At 70.9% G+C, this 17,428-nt stretch carries 16 protein-coding genes and 1 tRNA gene; 14 read left to right on the plus strand and 3 right to left on the minus strand.

What is annotated here, in order from left to right; genetic code table 11:
• The first annotated feature begins 51 nt into the window (after positions 1-51).
• Positions 52-1,530, plus strand: coding sequence for a helix-turn-helix transcriptional regulator (locus tag JNB62_RS01595; RefSeq protein WP_222855608.1), 1,479 nt, complete (start codon positions 52-54; stop codon positions 1,528-1,530).
• A gap of 339 nt (positions 1,531-1,869) precedes the next feature.
• On the opposite strand, the gene JNB62_RS01600 is transcribed toward JNB62_RS01595, so the two are convergent.
• Positions 1,870-3,408 (minus strand): PucR family transcriptional regulator, encoded by a 1,539-nt coding sequence (locus JNB62_RS01600; protein WP_220299115.1) that lies wholly within the window; start codon positions 3,406-3,408, stop codon positions 1,870-1,872.
• A 91-nt stretch (positions 3,409-3,499) separates the two neighbouring features.
• On the opposite strand from JNB62_RS01600, the gene gabT reads away from it, so the two are divergent.
• The 5 genes from gabT (at position 3,500) to JNB62_RS01625 (ending at position 10,194) form a co-directional block, all read left to right on the plus strand.
• On the plus strand, positions 3,500-4,885 hold the full coding sequence (gene gabT / locus JNB62_RS01605) for a 4-aminobutyrate--2-oxoglutarate transaminase (protein ID WP_220299116.1): 1,386 nt from the start codon (positions 3,500-3,502) through the stop codon (positions 4,883-4,885).
• Positions 4,886-4,990: 105 nt separating this feature from the next.
• Positions 4,991-6,352: a flavin monoamine oxidase family protein gene (locus JNB62_RS01610; protein WP_220299117.1), complete on the plus strand. Its 1,362-nt coding sequence runs from the start codon at positions 4,991-4,993 to the stop codon at positions 6,350-6,352.
• Entirely contained in the window at positions 6,349-7,230 is an 882-nt protein-coding gene (locus tag JNB62_RS01615; protein WP_220299118.1) for a universal stress protein, read from the plus strand. The genes JNB62_RS01610 and JNB62_RS01615 overlap by 4 nt, the downstream gene beginning before the upstream one ends.
• Complete coding sequence (locus JNB62_RS01620) at positions 7,227-8,792, plus strand: APC family permease (protein WP_220299119.1); 1,566 nt, start codon at positions 7,227-7,229, stop codon at positions 8,790-8,792. Before JNB62_RS01615 ends, JNB62_RS01620 begins: the two co-directional genes overlap by 4 nt.
• Before the next feature lie 40 nt (positions 8,793-8,832).
• The gene (locus JNB62_RS01625; RefSeq protein WP_220299120.1) at positions 8,833-10,194 is read left to right on the plus strand and encodes an NAD-dependent succinate-semialdehyde dehydrogenase; all 1,362 of its coding nucleotides are present in this window, start codon (positions 8,833-8,835) and stop codon (positions 10,192-10,194) included.
• Positions 10,195-10,333: 139 nt separating this feature from the next.
• On the opposite strand, the gene JNB62_RS01630 is transcribed toward JNB62_RS01625, so the two are convergent.
• A complete protein-coding gene (locus JNB62_RS01630) occupies positions 10,334-10,948 on the minus strand; it encodes a hypothetical protein (RefSeq protein ID WP_220299121.1) in 615 nt (204 codons plus the stop codon).
• Between the two features lie 63 nt (positions 10,949-11,011).
• Here JNB62_RS01630 and JNB62_RS01635 point away from each other — a divergent pair, with 63 nt between their 5' ends.
• Positions 11,012-11,449, plus strand: a complete 438-nt coding sequence (locus JNB62_RS01635; protein ID WP_220299122.1) for a pyridoxamine 5'-phosphate oxidase family protein — start codon at positions 11,012-11,014, stop codon at positions 11,447-11,449.
• Between the two features lie 19 nt (positions 11,450-11,468).
• On the opposite strand, the gene JNB62_RS01640 is transcribed toward JNB62_RS01635, so the two are convergent.
• A complete protein-coding gene (locus JNB62_RS01640; protein ID WP_220299123.1) occupies positions 11,469-12,071 on the minus strand; it encodes a TetR/AcrR family transcriptional regulator in 603 nt (200 codons plus the stop codon).
• A 64-nt stretch (positions 12,072-12,135) separates the two neighbouring features.
• On the opposite strand from JNB62_RS01640, the gene JNB62_RS01645 reads away from it, so the two are divergent.
• The 7 genes from JNB62_RS01645 (at position 12,136) to JNB62_RS01675 (ending at position 17,426) form a co-directional block, all read left to right on the plus strand.
• A complete protein-coding gene (locus JNB62_RS01645) occupies positions 12,136-13,224 on the plus strand; it encodes an FAD-dependent monooxygenase (protein WP_220299124.1) in 1,089 nt (362 codons plus the stop codon).
• Between the two features lie 154 nt (positions 13,225-13,378).
• A tRNA-Trp gene (locus JNB62_RS01650) sits at positions 13,379-13,451 on the plus strand.
• Between the two features lie 87 nt (positions 13,452-13,538).
• Entirely contained in the window at positions 13,539-13,811 is a 273-nt protein-coding gene (gene secE / locus JNB62_RS01655) for a preprotein translocase subunit SecE (protein WP_141896567.1), read from the plus strand.
• Between the two features lie 82 nt (positions 13,812-13,893).
• On the plus strand, positions 13,894-15,015 hold the full coding sequence (gene nusG, locus JNB62_RS01660) for a transcription termination/antitermination protein NusG (RefSeq protein WP_220299125.1): 1,122 nt from the start codon (positions 13,894-13,896) through the stop codon (positions 15,013-15,015).
• A 102-nt stretch (positions 15,016-15,117) separates the two neighbouring features.
• Entirely contained in the window at positions 15,118-15,549 is a 432-nt protein-coding gene (gene rplK, locus JNB62_RS01665; protein ID WP_018172800.1) for a 50S ribosomal protein L11, read from the plus strand.
• Between the two features lie 14 nt (positions 15,550-15,563).
• The gene (gene rplA / locus JNB62_RS01670; RefSeq protein ID WP_018172799.1) at positions 15,564-16,256 is read left to right on the plus strand and encodes a 50S ribosomal protein L1; all 693 of its coding nucleotides are present in this window, start codon (positions 15,564-15,566) and stop codon (positions 16,254-16,256) included.
• A 123-nt stretch (positions 16,257-16,379) separates the two neighbouring features.
• Positions 16,380-17,426, plus strand: a complete 1,047-nt coding sequence (locus JNB62_RS01675; protein WP_220299126.1) for an NAD(P)H-dependent flavin oxidoreductase — start codon at positions 16,380-16,382, stop codon at positions 17,424-17,426.
• Positions 17,427-17,428 lie beyond the last annotated feature (2 nt).

The raw sequence follows: 17,428 nt of genomic DNA on the forward strand, positions 1-17,428 counted from the left end.
AAACCGCTGTGAACTTTTCTGAGATTTCTGTTTTCGTGACAGAATCGGCCCATGACGACGCTGACGACCACCGATCGCCGCGCAGAAGAACCCGACGATGGAGAGGTGGACCCCCTCACCATCGGCCGGCGCATCCGGCAGCTGCGCACCGACCGCGGTATGACGCTCGAAGAGCTCGCGACCGCCGTGGAACGCGCGCCCAGCCAGCTGTCGATGATCGAGAACGGCCGCCGCGAGCCGAAGCTCTCGCTACTGCGGGCGATCGCCCGAGCGCTGGGTTCGTCGATCGAGGCGATCCTCGAGTCCGAGCCGCTCGACGAGCGCGCGACGCTGGAGATCTCACTCGAGCGCGCGATGCGGGGGCAGACGTTCCAGGCGCTCGGGATCCCGCCGTTCCGCATCGGCAAGACGGTGCCGACGGAGGCCCTCAAGGCGATGATCGCGCTGCAGGGCGAGATCGAGCGGCTGCGCGACGAGCGTGCGGCGACGCCGGAAGAGGCGCGCCGCGCCAACGTGGCGCTGCGCAGGCTCATGCGCACGCAGAACAATTACTTCCCCGAACTCGAGGAGCAGGCCCGCCGCATCCTCGACGCCGTGGACCACCCCGGCGGGCCCCTCACCCAGCGCACGGCATCCGACATCGCCGCGCACCTGGGGTTCACGCTGCACTACGTGCCCGACCTGCCGCAGACGACGCGGTCGGTCGCCGACATCAAGAACGGGCGCCTCTACCTGTCGAGCCGCCTCACCGCGAAAGGCGACCCGCGCACGGCCGTGCTGCAGGCGCTGTCGAGCCGCATCCTCGGGCACCGCGAGCCCACGTCGTACGCGGACTTCCTGCGCCAGCGCGTCGAGACGAACTACCTGACGGGAGCCCTGCTGATCCCCGAGGCGCACGCCGTGCCGTTCCTGCAGGACGCCAAGAACGACCGCGCGATCTCGATCGAAGACCTCCGCGATGCCTACTCGGTCTCGTACGAGACCGCGGCGCACCGTTTCACGAACCTGGCCACCGTGCACCTGGGGCTGCCGGTGCACTTCCTCAAGGTGCACGAGTCGGGCGTCATCACGAAGGTCTACGAGAACGACGACGTCAACTTCCCGACCGACCGCCTCGGCTCGATCGAGGGGCAGATGTGCTGCCGCAAGTGGACCTCGCGCGTCGTGTTCGACGTCGACGACCACTTCAACCCGTACTACCAGTACACCGACACCGGAAACGGCACCTACTGGTGCACGGCCCGCGTCGAGATGTCGAGCGAGGGCGCCCACTCCGTGTCGGTCGGCGTGCGCTTCGACGACACCAAGTGGTTCCTCGGCCGTGACACCCCGAACCGCGGCGTCTCGAAGCACTCCGTCGAGGTGTGCTGCCGCCGCGCTCCCGCAGAGCTCGAGTCCGCGTGGCGGGAGCAGGCCTGGCCCAACGTCCGCACGCCGCGCACGCTGCTCGCGACGCTGCCGACCGGGTCCTTCCCCGGCGTCGACACGACCGACCTGTACGAGTTCCTCGAGGCCCACGCGCCGCGCTGAGCCACCGGTCGCTCTCGCGGCTCCGAAGATCGGAGATCGCCGGGCTTTCGGGATGCCGGCGGCCGTGGCATCCCGAAACCACGCAGCTGTCCGTACTCCGGAGCCGCGGCGGCGCGGGCTTCGTGCTCCTCCCTCCCTGGCGGCGTCCGAATATCGGACCATCCGCTCGTTTCCGGGGCGCCCGGGCGAAATGCTCCGGAAAACGCGTGATTCTCCGAATTCCGGAGCGCCGTCGGCGTCACGCCGCGCCGAGCTCGGCGAGCGCTTCCCCGGCCTCATCGAGGCGCTGCTGACCGACTGAGCTGCGCGCGAGGCGCCGCCACCGCCGACGAAGCGCGGTCAGGCGTCCAGCGCGCGCAGCGCGGCCCACAGCTCGGCGCGGGTCGCGAACGACGACAGGTCGCGGCCGAGCACGCGCTCGACCAGCGCCAGCCGCGTGCGCACGGTGTGGCGGTGCACGCCGAGCGCCTGGGCCGTGGCCTCGTGCGAGCAGTCCTCGTCGAGCCAGACCTGCAGCGTCTCGAGCAGGTGCGTGCCCTGCGCCGCGTCGTGGTCGTACAGCGGGGCGAGCTCAGCGCGGGCGAGCGAGCGCGCCTCGTCGGTGAACGCGGACAGCACCCCGGCACGCGACACGTCGGCGAACGCCGTGATCGCGCCGAACCCGCGGTCGCGCGCGACACGCGCCTGGCCCACGGCGGCCGCGAAGCCGTCGTAGCCGGCGGGGTCCGACAGGCCGATGCGCAGCTCGAACCGCGCGGCGAGGTCGCGCAGCGCCGAGAGCTCGCCGGCGGGAACGACGAGCACGAGGCCGTCGTCGGTGCGTCCGAAGAACAGCGCGCCGCGCCGCTCGTCGGCCCACAGCTCCAGCAGCTCGGCGATGCCGTCCACGCGTGCGGAGGCGGCATCCGTCAGTCCCACCGTGACCGGCGCCGGCGGGAGCGGACCCCACAGCTCCCGCGAAGTGCGCCGCGCGAGCGCCGGATCGCCGGCCAGCAGCGACTGCACGAGCCCTGCGCGCAGCGCGCTGCGCGCCCGCACGAGGCCCTGCTGCTGCTCCAGCGCGAGGCCCGCCATGGCGATGACCGACGTCACGACCACCCGTCCCTCCTGGTCGAGGTCGCCGGCCGCGATCGCGATCACACCGCGCAGGTGGCCGCCGCGGCCGAGCGTCTGCAGCGTGAACGGGGTGTCGCCGATGCGCAGCGACGAGCCGGCCCGTGCGCCGCGGTGCAGGACGGCCGTCACCTCGCGCTGCAGCGCGATCGCCGTCTCGGGATCGAGGCCGCCGACGGGATGCTCGCGCGCCGGCTCTCCGGCGGCGTCGAACATGCCCACCCACGTGTCGAGCTGCTTGGCGAGCTCGGCGACCGTGGCCCCGAGGCCGTCGGGGCGCAGGGCTGCGAGGGCGATCGCCCGCTGTGCAGCGAGTGCCCAGCTGCGCCGCGCGTACGCCTCTGCGGCGATCGCCTCGGCGTTGGCCCTGGCCACCGCGATGAAAGGTGTGCGGTACGGAACCTCGAACAGCGGCATCCGCTCGTCCCGGCACGCGTCGACGAGAGCAGGCGGGATGCCGTCACGCACGACCTCTGTGCCGAACCCGAGGCCGACCACCCCGCGGGCCGCCAGACGGTGCACGTACGCGCGGTACACGTCCGGCGCGTCAGCCGCGTCGGAGGATCCGTCGGGGAACTGCGTGCCCGTCGTCAGCAGCACGAGCCCTTCCGAGAGGAAGGGCGTCGGATCGGCGAGGTCGGAGCTGTGCACCCACCGGATCGCGCGGTCGAGGGCCGCCGCGTCGACGTCGTCGACCGCCAGCGAGAGCTGCAGGTCGCGACGTGCCAGCAGCGCGCGCAGCGTGGGGGCGTCGTCGGCGTCCATGACCCCGAGTGTACGGGTCGTACATCGCACCCGACAGAATGTACGCGGCGGCGGGTGCGGCCCGTGTGAGCGCCGACATACGCTCCCCAGCATGAGCAGCGCAGCCGACACCCTCATCGCCACGCCCCTGGGCGGACCCACCCTGCCGCAGGAGCGCCGCCTCGTCACCAGCATCCCCGGTCCTCGTTCGCAGGAACTGCTGGATCGCAAGGCCGACGCCGTCGCCGCGGGCGTCGGGCACACCGCGCCCGTGCACGCCGTGGCCGCGGGCGGCGGGGTCATCGTCGACGCCGACGGCAACTCGCTCATCGACCTCGGGTCGGGCATCGCGGTCACCACGATCGGCAACGCGCACCCCAAGGTCGTCAAGGCCGTGCAGGAGCAGGTCGCGCAGTTCACCCACACGTGCTTCATGATCTCGCCGTACGACTCGTACGTGACGGTCGCCGAGGCGCTCAACCGCATCACGCCGGGCGACCACGCGAAGAAGAGCGCGCTGTTCAACTCGGGCGCCGAGGCGGTCGAGAACGCCGTCAAGATCGCCCGCAAGTACACCGGCAAGCAGGCCGTCGTCGCGTTCGACCACGGCTACCATGGTCGCACCAACCTGACGATGGCCCTCACCGCCAAGGCGATGCCCTACAAGAGCGGCTTCGGCCCGTTCGCGTCGGAGATCTACCGCGCGCCGCTGTCGTACCCGTACCGCGACGGCCTCGACGGGGGACTGGCCGCCAAGAAGGCCATCTCGATGATCGAGAAGCAGGTCGGCGCCGACAACCTCGCCGCGGTCATCATCGAGCCCATCCAGGGCGAGGGCGGCTTCATCGTCCCGGCCGACGGGTTCCTCCCTGCGATCGTGGACTGGTGCCGCGCCAACGACGTGGTGTTCATCGCCGACGAGATCCAGACCGGCTTCGCGCGCACCGGACGCATGTTCGCCAGCGAGGTCTTCGGCATCGTGCCCGACCTCATCACGACGGCCAAGGGCATCGCGGGCGGTCTGCCGCTCGCGGCCGTGACGGGCCGCGCCGAGATCATGGATGCCTCGCACTCGGGCGGCCTGGGCGGCACCTACGGCGGCAACCCCATCGCGTGCGCGGCAGCCGTCGCGGCGATCGACGTGTTCGAGAACGACGGCATGATCGAGCGCGCCGGCGAGATCGAGACGATCCTGAAGGGCCGCCTGCAGCAGCTGCAGGCCGACGACCCCCGCGTGGGCGACGTCCGCGGCCACGGCGCGATGATCGCCGCCGAGTTCGTCGACCCGGCGACCGGGGAGCCGGATGCCGCGCTCACCGCCGCCGTCGCGAAGGCGTCCATCGCACAGGGCGTCGTCGTGCTCACGTGCGGCACCTACGGGAACGTGATCCGTTTCCTGCCGCCCCTCTCGATCACCGACGACCTGCTCCACGAGGGCCTGGACGTCGTCGCTGCCGCGCTGGCCTCGATCGAGCCGCAGCGCCAGGCCGACAACTGATCCGGGATGCCGCGACCGCCGCAGCGCGGCGGTCGCGGCATCCATCCGCCCACGCAGAATCCGCACGAGCGCGCCGGGCAGGCGCGCCCCGACAAAGGAGTCCGAATGACCGAGCTCACCCGCGACGTCGTGATCATCGGCGCCGGCGCCGCCGGAACCACCGCCGCCAACGAACTGAAGAAGGCCGGCCTGTCGGTCGTCGTGCTCGAGGCGCGCGACCGCGTGGGCGGACGCCTGTGGACCGACGTCATCGACGGTGCGATGCTCGAGATCGGCGGCCAGTGGGTCTCGCCCGACCAGGACGCCCTGAAGGAGACGATCGCCGAGCTCGGCCTGGAGACCTACAGCCGCTACCGCGAGGGCGACAGCGTCTACGTCGGCCCCGACGGGACGCTCCACCGCTTCACCGGCGAGATGTTCCCCGTGGCGCCCGAGACCGAGAAGGCGATCGCCGAGATCACCGAGCGCCTGGACGCGATGGTCGCCGAGATCGACCCCGACCGTCCGTGGGAGCATCCGAACGCCGCCGAGTGGGACGCCATCACGTGGGACGCCTGGCTGCGCTCGCAGACCGACGACGACGAGGCCGTGCGCAACCTCGCGTTCGCGACCGGCTCGGCGATGCTCACCAAGCCGACGCACGCGTTCTCGCTGCTGCAGTCGCTGCTGATGGCGGCGTCGGCCGGCTCGTACTCGAACCTCGTCGACGCGGACTTCATCCTCGACAGGCGCGTCGTGGGCGGACTGCAGCAGGTGCCGATCCTGCTTGCCGAGCGCCTCGGCGAGGACGTCCTGCTCGGCCACGCGGTGCGCACGCTCGAGTGGTCGGACGACGGCGTCGTCGCCCACGCGGACGGCGACCTGCGGGTCAACGCGCGCTACGCGATCCTGGCCCACGCGCCGGTGCTGTACGACCGGATCTCGTTCGTGCCGGCTCTGCCGCGCCGCCAGCACCAGCTGCACCAGCACCTGTCGATGGGCTTCGTCATCAAGGTGCACGCCGTGTACGACCGCCCGTTCTGGCGCGAGCAGGGGCTGTCGGGGACCGCCTTCAGCCCTTACGAGCTCTCGCACGAGGCGTACGACAACACCAACCACGGCGACGAGCGCGGCACCCTCGTCGGCTTCGTCAGCGACCAGAACGCCGACGACCTCTTCACGCTGTCGGCCGAGGAGCGCAAGGAGCGCATCCTCGAGTCGCTGTCGCACTACTACGGCCCCGAGGCCAAGAACCCGATCGTGTACTACGAGAGCGACTGGGGCTCTGAGGAGTGGACGCGCGGCGCCTACGCCGCGAGCTTCGACATGGGCGGCCTGCACCGCTACGGCGCCGACCTGCGCACCGCTGTCGGCCCCATCCATTTCGCGTGCAGCGACATGGCCGGTGCCGGCTACCAGCACGTCGACGGCGCCATCCGCATGGGCCGCTTCGCCGCGGCCAACGTCCTCGAAGCGGCACGACGGTGACCGCCCCGATCGTCGTCGGGTACACCGCCACCGACGCGGGAGCGGATGCCGTCGCCCTCGGCGCGCGCCTGGCCGCGGCCGTGGGCGCCGAGCTCGACCTCGTGCTCGTGCTGCCCGGTGAGGACCGCAGCGTCATCACGCCGCCCGATGCGAGCTACGACCGCTACCTGCAGGGTCAGGCCGAGACGTGGCTCGCCGAGGCGGCGGAGACGATTCCGGATGCCGTCACGTCGCGGTCGCACGTCCGGTTCGCCGACTCCTTCGCCGAAGGCCTGGTGGCCGCCGCGCACGAGCTTGCGGCATCCCTCATCGTCGTCGGGGCCGCCAACGGCGGACTGCGCGGCCGTCACCGCCTCGGGACGGTCGCAAACGAGCTGCTGCACTCGTCGGACGTCCCCGTGGCGCTCGCGCCGGAGGGGTCGCGTCGCATGGAGGCGACCGGCATCTCGCGGGTGACCGCGGCGATCGGCACCAGGCCGGGTGCCGAGGCGCTGCTCGACGCGAGCATCGCGCTCGCGGTCGCGTCCGGCGCCGAGCTGCGCCTGCTGTCGCTCGTGTCTGTCGACCTGCCCGCCAGCGTCGACACCGGCGTCATCCGCATCGCCGGCGCCGCCCACGCCGACGACGTGCTCGGCAAGGCGCTCGACGCCCTGCCCGACGGCGTCCAGGCCGACGTCGTCGTCGCCCGCGGCGACAGCATCGAGGACGCTGTCGCCCACCTCGGGTGGGAGCCCGGCGAGATCGCCGTCGTCGGCTCCAGCCGCCTGGCCCAGCCCCGGCGCCTGTTCCTCGGCTCGACCGCGGCGAAGATGCTGCACGAGCTTCCCGTACCGATGGTCGTCGTGCCCCGCACGCGCCAGGAAGGCGCGTCACGATGAGCGCTCACGACACCGGCGCCGCGGCGCCGCTCGCCCCCGCCACCGGCGCCGACGCCGGCGGCCTGTCGAAGAAGGGCCTCAGCGCCGGCGCCGTAGGCGTCCTCGGCGCCGTCGTCATCGGCATCTCGACGATCGCGCCGGCGTACACCCTGACCGCGTCGCTCGGCCCGACAGTCGCTGTCGTCGGCACGCAGGTGCCGGCGATCATCCTCGTCGGCTTCATCCCGATGCTGCTGACGGCGTTCGGCTACCGCGAGCTCAACCGCGCGATGCCCGACTCGGGGACGTCCTTCACGTGGGGCGTGCGCGCTTTCGGTCCGTGGATCGGCTGGATGACGGGCTGGGGCCTCATCGCCGCCACCGTCATCGTGCTGTCGAACCTCGCGGGCATCGCCGTGGAGTTCCTGTTCCTGCTGATCGCCCAGCTGACCGGCAACCCCGACATCGCCGAGCTGGCCTTCAACCCGATCATCAACGTGGTCGTGTGCCTGCTGTTCATGCTGGGCGCGACGCTCATCTCGTACCGCGACATGCAGACCACGCAGAAGTTCCAGTACGTGCTGGTCGGCTTCCAGGTCGTCGTGCTCGTGCTCTTCGCGGTCGTCGCGATCGTCAAGGCGGTCGACGGCGAGGCGCCCGACCCGACCGCGTTCTCGTGGTCGTGGTTCAACCCGTTCGAGGTGTCGTCGTTCAGCGCCTTCGCCGCCGGGCTGTCGCTGTCGATCTTCATCTTCTGGGGCTGGGACGTCGTCCTGACCATGAACGAAGAGACGAAGAACCCCGCCAAAACCCCGGGTCGCGCGGCCATGGTCACGGTCGTCGTCGTGGTCTCGCTGTACCTCCTGCTCTCGATCGGCCTCATCATGTTCGCCGGCGTCGGCTCGGAGGGCCTGGGCCTTGCCAACGAAGAGATCTCGGCCAACGTGTTCTTCGCGCTGTCCGACCCGATCCTCGGGCCGCTGGCCTTCCTGGTGTCGCTCGCGGTGCTGTCGAGCTCGGCCGCGTCGCTGCAGTCCACCGCCGTCGGTCCGGCGCGCACGCTCCTCGCGATGGGCCACTACGGTGCGCTCCCGCAGAAGTTCGCCAAGGTGAGCCCGCGGTTCTTCACCCCGGGCTACGCCACCGTCGTGTCGGCGATCGTCGCGTCGGTGTTCTACGCCGTCATGCGCATCGTCAGCGAGAACGTCCTGACCGACACGATCCTGTCGCTCGGCATGATGATCTGCTTCTACTACGGCCTGACGGCGTTCGCGTGCGTGTGGTACTTCCGCAAGCAGTGGTTCGACTCGGCGCGGAGCTTCTTCTTCACGTTCCTGTTCCCGCTGGTCGGCGGCGCGATCCTCGCGGTGCTGTTCGTCACGACCCTCATCGACTCGATGGACCCGGCCTACGGCAGCGGGTCGAGCATCGGCGGCGTCGGGCTCGTCTTCGTGCTCGGCGTCGGCATCATCGTCGTCGGCATCGTCATCATGATCTGGCAGGCGATCAAGCGTCCGGCGTTCTTCCGCGGTGAGACACTCGGTATCGACGCGCCCGAAAGCCTTCGACGCACCCGCCGCTGACCGGCAGACTGACCCCATCCCTTCGATCGGAGAAGCACCCATGAGCGACTACGCCGTCGTCAACCCGGCCACGGGCGAGACCCTGGCCACGTATCCGACCATCACCGACGAGGCCCTCGAAGCCGCGATCGCGGGGGCGGATGCCGCCTACCGCACGTGGCGGACGACCTCGGTCGACGAGCGCGCGGCCCGTATCCGCAAGGTGGCCGACCTGCATCGCGAGCGCCGCGACGAGCTCGCCGAGATCATCGTGCGCGAGATGGGCAAGCCGCTGCAGGCGGCACTGGGCGAGGTCGACTTCGCCGCCGACATCACGCAGTACTACGCCGACCACGCCGACCGCATCACCGGCGACCAGCCGCTGGAGATCGACGGCGAGGGCACCGCGGTGATCCGCCGCACGCCGCTGGGCGTGCTGCTGGGAATCATGCCGTGGAACTTCCCGTACTACCAGGTCGCCCGCTTCGCGGCGCCGAACCTGGTGGTGGGGAACACGATCCTGCTCAAGCACGCGCCGCAGTGCCCCGAGTCGGCCGCGGCCATCGAGAAGATCTACGCGGACGCCGGACTCGGCGCCGAATACACCAACATCTACGCGACGAACGATCAGGCGGCCACGGTGATCGCCGACCGCCGCGTGCAGGGCGTGTCGGTGACGGGGTCCGAGCGTGCGGGCGCCGCCGTCGCCGAGATCGCGGGGCGCAACCTCAAGAAGGTGGCGCTCGAGCTCGGCGGGTCCGACCCGTTCATCCTGCTGTCGACGGACGACCTCGACGCCACCGTCGAGGCTGCCGTCGCGGCGCGCCTCGACAACAACGGGCAGTCCTGCAACGCCGCCAAGCGCTTCATCGTGGTCGAGGGGCTGTACGACGCGTTCCTCGAGAAGTTCACGGCCGCCATGGCCGGTGCGAAGGTCGGCGACCCGTTCGCCGACGACACGGTCCTCGGTCCGCTCTCGTCGCTGACCGCGGCGGAGCGCCTCGCCGCGCAGGTCGACAACGCGGTCGCGCAGGGCGCGACGCTCGTGGCCGGCGGCGAGCGCGACGGCGCCTACTACCCGGGCACCGTGCTCACCGGCGTGACGAGCGACATGGACGCGTACCGCGAGGAGTTCTTCGGCCCCGTGGGCGTCGTCTACAAGGTCGCGGACGAGGACGAGGCGGTGGCCCTCGCGAACGACACGAGCTTCGGGCTCGGCTCGTACGTGTTCACGACCGACGAGGAGCAGGCCCAGCGCATCGCCGACAAGATCGACGCCGGCATGGTCTACGTCAACGTCGTGCTGGCCGACGAGCCCGCGCTGCCCTTCGGCGGCGTGAAGCGTTCCGGCACGGCCCGCGAGATGGGGTTCCTGGCCGCCGACGAGTTCGTCAACAAGAAGCTCATCCGCGTCGGCGCCTGACGCGGCCGCCCTCGGTCGCCGAGCGAGCGAGGTGCGAGCGAGACGAGACGCGGCGACGCACGGGAGCCCTCGTGCGACGCCGCGTTTCATCTTCGCGTGGGGGAGCGTGCTCCGCTCGACGACCGGGAGGTGAGGGTGTTCAGAGGCGGACGCGGGCCTCGATGAGCGCCTCGTCGGCCCACTGGACCTGCTGAGGAGTGCCCCATCGCACTGCGGCGTCGCGCGCCGCCTCGAACGCCGTGACCGCCTCGGCGATCCGCCCCGCGTCCAGGAGCCGCCACCCGGTGTTGTTGTGCAGGGCGACGCGCCAGCGCAGCGTGCGCGGGTCCTCGACCGCGTCGAGGGTCGCGTGGGCGGCATCCGTCCACGCGTCGGCCTGCTCGGCGTCGGCGATCGCGAGCATGTGCAGCGCGTCGACCCGCAGGAACACGAGGTCGGGTCGGGATGCCGCATCCACCGCCGCCGTGAAGTAGGGGATCGCCGCGTCGGGGGCGCCGGCAGAGTTGCGCACACGGCCCCGCTCGAGCGCCGCCCGCGCGGCCACCGCGTCGTCGTCGATCGGGACGGCGTCCAGTGCCGCGTCCGCCTCGGCGAAGCGCTCCTGCAGACCGAGGGCGCGTGCCACCTGGGTGTGCAGCTCGGCACGGACGCCGGCATCCCGCTCGCTCTCGGCGGCACGCCGAAGCCGCACCTCGGAGCCGGCGGGATCGGAGAAGTCCCACAGCTCGTCGAGCCGCGCCTGCGACAGAGTCATGCCGGAATGGTAGACCGTCACCCGGGGGTGTCGGGCAGAGCGGACACGGGCGAGGATGGGGGCATGACAGACACACAGGACCCCGTCGTCGCGCTCTCGGACGAGCAGTGCTGGGAGCGCCTGCGCCGGCAGGAGCTCGGGCGCCTCGTGACCCGCGTGGGCGACGTGCTCGACATCTTTCCCGTGAACTACGTCGTCGACGGCGAGAGCGTGCTGTTCCGCACCGCGCAGGGCAGCAAGCTCTTCGAGCTGACCGTGAACGACGAGGTGCTGTTCGAGGTCGACGACCACACCGACACCGACGCGTGGAGCGTGATCCTGCGTGGCCGCGCGCACCCGCTCGACCGCTCGGCGGACGTCGAGCGGGCCGACGGGCTGGGACTGCGGCCGTGGATCCCTACGCTCAAGTACACATATGTGCGGGTCGAGCCCACCGCCGTCTCGGGCCGGGCGTTCGAACGCACCCCGGAGCCTGACCGCTACGGCGCCCAACAGTACTGAGGCCTGCGGCCCGGGCGCGTCAGCCGCGCGGGGCGGTCCAGGGCGCCAGGGCGTCGCTGACCGCGTCGGCGAGCGCGCGCCGGCGTTCGTCCTCCGCAGCGTCGGCCAGCTCCCGCGAGACGACCCCGGCGGCCGCCGACGCCGCGCCTACGAACGCACCGACCAGGGCGGCTGCCTGAACGGCGGTGTACTGCTCGGGGTAGGCGCGGTGCAGGGCGGCACCGATGGACGCCTGCGCGTCGGCGAGGCGGCGCAGCGCGTGGCCGCGAACCGACGGCTCGCTCTCGATGAGCGCCGTGCGCAGCGCCGCGCGGTCGCCGAGCAGGTCGGTGGCCGCGATCTCGGCGCCGCGCAGCGCGCGCAGAAGCGCCGTGATCGGGTCCTCGTCGGTGCGCCGCTCGAGCGCCTCGACGGCAGCACGGACGCGCTCGTCGGCGTCGGGGAAGAGCAGGTCGTCCTTGGTGGGGAAGTACGTGAAGGCGGTGCGCGTCGACACACCCGCCTCGGCCGCGATGTCGGCGACAGTGGTCTCGGCGTATCCGCGCTCCTGGAACAGGCGATCGGCGGCCTCGACGAGCACTCGGCGCGTGCGCTCGCGCTTCTGTTCGCGAAGTCCGGTCATGCACGGCAGGGTAGCGCAAATCTGCAGATAGTGCAGAACTGCAGCCACTGCTAATCTGCAGTCCATGCAGAAATATCGGATCCTCATCGTCGGAGCCGGCATCGCGGGTGGGGCGGCGGGTGCCCTGCTCGGGCGGAGCGGGCACGACGTGACGCTCGTCGAGCGGAGCGCCGGCGTCCGCTCGAGCGGCAGCCCAGTCGACATCCGCGGCGGCGCGCTCGGCGTCGTGCGGGCCCTGGGTCTGGAGGCCGCCGCACGCGAGCGCGACACCGGAGCGCACGCGCTCGCGCTCCTGAAGCGCGACGGCCGGGCGTTCACCACGATCGGGATGCGGGCCGGTCCTGCCGACATCGAGATCGCCCGCGTCGACCTCGCCGCCATCCTCGCCGGCGCGGCGCGGGAGGTCGCCGATCTGCGGTTCGATGACACGTTCGAAGCGCTGAACCAGGACGCCGGCGGCGTCGACGTCCGCTTCGTCTCGGGCGCGCAGGTGCGGTACGACCTCGTGATCGGGGCCGACGGCCAGAACTCGGCGACCCGCCGGAGGCTCTGGGGAGCGGATGCCGCCGACCGGCGCGCGCCGGGACTGGCGATCGCTACGGCGCCATTGCCGCTGTCGATCGACGACCCCCGCATCGTCGAGATGTACAACGAGCCCGGCCTCTCGCTCACGGTGCATCCCGCCGGCGGTCGGCCCGGCGCCGCCTTCATCTTCCGTACCGACGCGTCACCGGCCGATCGCGGGGCGCAGGTCGCGCTGCTGCGTGACCTGTACGCGTCCATGGGATGGCGCGCAGCAGAGTTCCTCGCCGCGCTCGACGACGTGCCCGACCTCTACTTCGACCGCGTGCGCCGCGTGGCCGCGCGCTCGTGGGCCCGCGGGCGGGTGGGACTTCTCGGCGATGCGGCGTCGAGTCTGACGATCCTGGGCGAGGGGTCGAGCATGGCGCTCCTCGGCGCGCGGCAGCTCGATCAGTCGCTGCGCGACGCGCCAGACGCTCCGGCTGCGCTGGCCGCGTACGAGGCGCGCCACCGGCCCGTCGTCGAGCGGGCGCAGAGCGGAGCGGCGCTGGGTGCGGCTTTCCTGGTGCCGGCCGGAGCCGTGGGGCTCGGCATCCGCAACCTCGTCGCTCGGGCGATCCGACGCGTCTGAGGGGTGGCCCGGTTCGCGGGGCCCTCGGGCATGCCGTACACTGGATCATGCAGTTGAAGTCTGCATTCTTTCGCTGTGCCTGCCGGTCAGGAACAGCGCTCCCCGGTCGGACGACGGGGGAGGAGTGCGGGTTCGGCGAGACCCCCGGGTCTCTAGGGCGGTAGCTCAATTGGCAGAGCAGCGGTCTCCAAAACCGCAGGTTGCAGGTTCGATTCCTGTCCGCCCTGCGCTCAGCGCAACACCGGCCGGCCGGTGGTTGACAAACACAGTGTGCCGATCCGTGTCGGCTCACGGAAGGTAATCAGGTGGCATCGATGGTTCAGGACGAGCCGAAGGGCGAAGTCGTCCCCGCTGAGGGAACGACCGCGCCTCGCGAGAAGAAGCCCAACGTCTTCGCTCGCATCGCCCTGTTCATCCGTCAGGTCTTCGCCGAGCTCCGCAAGGTCGTCACGCCGACGCGCCAGGAGCTGCTGAAGTACACGGCGGTGGTGCTCGGCTTCGTCGTCGTGATGATGGCCCTCGTCTACGGCCTCGACGTGCTGTTCGTGTGGATCACGTCGAACGTCTTCGGAGTGCCCGGCGCCTGATCCCGAGCGCCCCGGCGCGAGCCAGGGGCATGACACGGGCGGACCGCAGGTCCGGCAGCGGACGGAACGGAAGAGAACTCACGTGACGGAAAGATATTCGGACGACGCGGATTGGGCGACGGCTGCCGAGCAGTCGTCCGAGGACGACGAGGCTCAGGAGGGCAACGTCCTCGCCGCTGAGGAGCGCTCGGTCGAGGCGGCCGAGCATCTCGCGATCCACGTGGTGGACGACGAGGACGACGACAGCTCCGACCTGGACGACATCGACATCGACGACCCGGAGGCTGACGCGATCGTGAACGACGCACTGAACCTGGACGAGGCGGCAGAGACCGAGGCCGCCGCCGAAGTGATCAACGACTCCATCGCCGAAGAGGTCGCCGAGCGCGAGGCCGAAGAGGCCTCGGAGGTCGCCCCCTACGACGGTCCCGACGTGAACGGCGACGAGGACGAGCCGGTCCTCGACGAGGACTTCGTGGCCGAGGTGGACGCCGCTGCCGCGGTCGTCGACGAGGTCGAGGCCGACGAAGAGGCCGGCGAGACCGGCCTCGACGAGACGGACCTCGACGAGACCGACGAGGACGAGGACCCGTACGAGGCGTTCCGCGCCGAGCTGCGCAGCCTCCCGGGCAAGTGGTACGTCATCCACTCCTACGCGGGTTTCGAGCGCAAGGTGAAGGCCAACATCGAGCAGCGCAAGTCGACGCTCGAGGTCGAGGAGGACATCTACCAGATCGAGGTCCCGATGGAGGACGTCGTCGAGATCAAGAACGGTCAGCGCAAGATGGTCACGCGCGTCCGGATCCCCGGCTACGTGCTCGTGCGCATGGAGCTCAACGAGGACACGTGGTCCGTCGTGCGTCACACGCCCGGCGTCACCGGCTTCGTCGGCAACGCGCACAACCCGACCCCGCTGCGCTTCGAAGAGGCCTTCAACATGCTGAAGAGCCTCGTCGAGGTCAAGGAGGTCGCCTCCGCGAAGGGCGGCGCCGCCAAGAAGGGCCAGCCTGCGGCCGCGCGCGTCATCGCCGAGGTCGACTTCGAGGTCGGCGAGACCATCACGATCAAGGAAGGGTCGTTCGCCGGCCTGCCCGGCACGATCAGCGAGATCAAGCCCGAGAGCGGCAAGCTCACGGTCCTCGTCTCGCTCTTCGAGCGCGAGACCCCGGTCGAGCTGTCGTTCGACCAGGTCACCAAGCTCTGACACAGACTTCCCGGGTATCGTCCCGGGGGAACCGCTGTCCGGAGATGCCGGACGTGCGGGAGAGCGGATGCGCCAGCATCCACTCGATGAAAGGAAACAAGAATGGCACCGAAGAAGAAGGTGACCGGCCTGATCAAGCTTCAGATCAACGCCGGTGCAGCCAACCCGGCGCCGCCGATCGGCCCCGCGCTCGGTCAGCATGGCGTCAACATCATGGAGTTCTGCAAGGCGTACAACGCCGCGACCGAGTCGCAGCGCGGCAACGTCATCCCCGTGGAGATCACCGTCTACGAGGACCGCAGCTTCACGTTCATCCTGAAGACCCCGCCGGCCGCTGAGCTCATCAAGAAGGCCGCGGGCGTCCAGAAGGGCTCGAAGACGCCTCACACGGTCAAGGTCGCCAAGCTCACCAAGGAGCAGGTGCGCCAGATCGCCGAGACGAAGATGCCCGACCTGAACGCGAACGACATCGAGGCCGCCTCGCTGATCATCGCCGGCACCGCCCGTTCCATGGGCATCACGGTCGAGGACTGAGGGGAATAACGACGATGGCTACCAAGTCCAAGGCCTTCCAGGCTGCTGCCGCCAAGATCGAGGCGGACAAGTTCTACACCCCGACCGAGGCTGTCGCCCTCGCGAAGGAGACCGGTTCGGCGAAGTTCGACTCGACCGTCGAGGTCGCGCTCAAGCTCTCGGTCGACCCCCGCAAGGCGGACCAGATGGTGCGCGGCACCGTCATCCTCCCGCACGGCACGGGCAAGACCGCCCGCGTCATCGTGTTCGCGACGGGTCCGGCCGCTGAGGCCGCGATCGCCGCGGGCGCGGACGAGGTCGGCGGCGCCGAGCTCATCGAGAAGGTCGCCGGCGGCTGGACCGCGTTCGACGCGGCCGTCTCGACGCCCGAGCTCATGGGCCAGGTCGGTCGTCTGGGTAAGGTGCTCGGCCCCCGCGGCCTCATGCCCAACCCCAAGACCGGCACCGTGACACCCAACCCGGCCAAGGCCGTGGAAGAGATCAAGGGCGGCAAGATCGAGTTCCGCGTCGACAAGCACGCCAACGTGCACTTCGTCGTCGGCAAGGCCTCGTTCTCGGCCGACCAGCTCGACGAGAACCTCAAGGCCGCGCTCGAAGAGATCGTGCGTCTGAAGCCGTCGAGCTCGAAGGGCCGTTACATCCAGAAGGGCGCCGTGTCGACCACGTTCGGCCCCGGCATCCCGCTGGACGTCAACGCGCTCGTCTGAGTTCGCAGCACACGCTGCACGAAGGCCCCCGCCGGTTCGCCGGCGGGGGCCTTCGTCGTCCCCGGCCTGCCCCGCGCGCGTCACACGGCCGCACGGCACGAGTCGCGGGAGTAGCGTCGAGGCATGGCAGGGGCGTTGCAGGAACTGTTCGGAATCGAGGCGCCGATCGTGCTCGGGCCCTTCGGCGGCTTGTCGTCGATCGAGCTCACCGCGACCGTGAGCGAGCAGGGCGGACTCGGCTCGTACGGTCTCTACGGCTACGACGCCGACCGCATCAGCGACACGATCGCGGCACTGCGCTCGGCCACCGGCAGGCCGTTCGCGGTGAACCTGTGGCTGCCCACGGGCGACGAGGTGGCACCCGGCGACGTCGACCTGGCACCGGCGCGGCAGGCGGTCGCGCCGCTGTACGAGGCGCTCGGGCTCGAGCCGCCGCAGCCGCCGCTGGAGTTCCTCCCCGACATCGCGTCGCAGCTGACGGCGGTGATGGATGCCGCACCCGCCGCGCTCAGCCTCGTCTACGGTGTTCCCGACCACCGGCTGGTCGACGCGGCCCACAGCCGCGGCATCCGCATCATCGGAACCGCCACCACGGTGGCCGAGGCGGTCGAGCTGGATGCCGCGGGAGTGGATGCCGTCGTCGCGACGGGCGCGGAGGCCGCCGGTCACCGCGTGTCGTTCCTGCAGCCCGCGGAGTCGTCGCTCGTCGGCACGTTCGCGCTCGTGCCCCAGGTGGTGGACGCCGTGCGCGTGCCTGTGATCGCAGCCGGCGGCATCGCCGATCGCCGCGGCGTCGCGGCGGCCTTCGCGCTGGGCGCCTCGGGCGTGCAGGTGGGCACGGCCTTCCTCCGCACGCGCCAGTCGGCGGCGACGGAGGCGCACCGGCAGGCCATCGCCGCGTCGGCCGACACCGGCACGGTGCTGACGCGGGCGATGAGCGGGCGCCTGGCGCGCGGCATCCCGAATCGCGCCATGCGCACGATCGAGACGTCGGGCGTGATCGCGCCGTTCCCGGCGCAGAACTGGCTCACCGGGCAGTTCCGGGCCGAGGCCACGCGCCGCGGCGACGGCGAACTGGTGTCGCTGTGGGCGGGACAGGCGGCCGGACTCGCGCCGAGCGACGACGCCGTCGAGGTATTCGCGGAGCTCGCGGCGGGGCTGCCGGCCTGACG

It is taken from the genome of Microbacterium jejuense (assembly GCF_019511665.1).
Lineage (GTDB): Bacteria > Actinomycetota > Actinomycetes > Actinomycetales > Microbacteriaceae > Microbacterium > Microbacterium jejuense_A.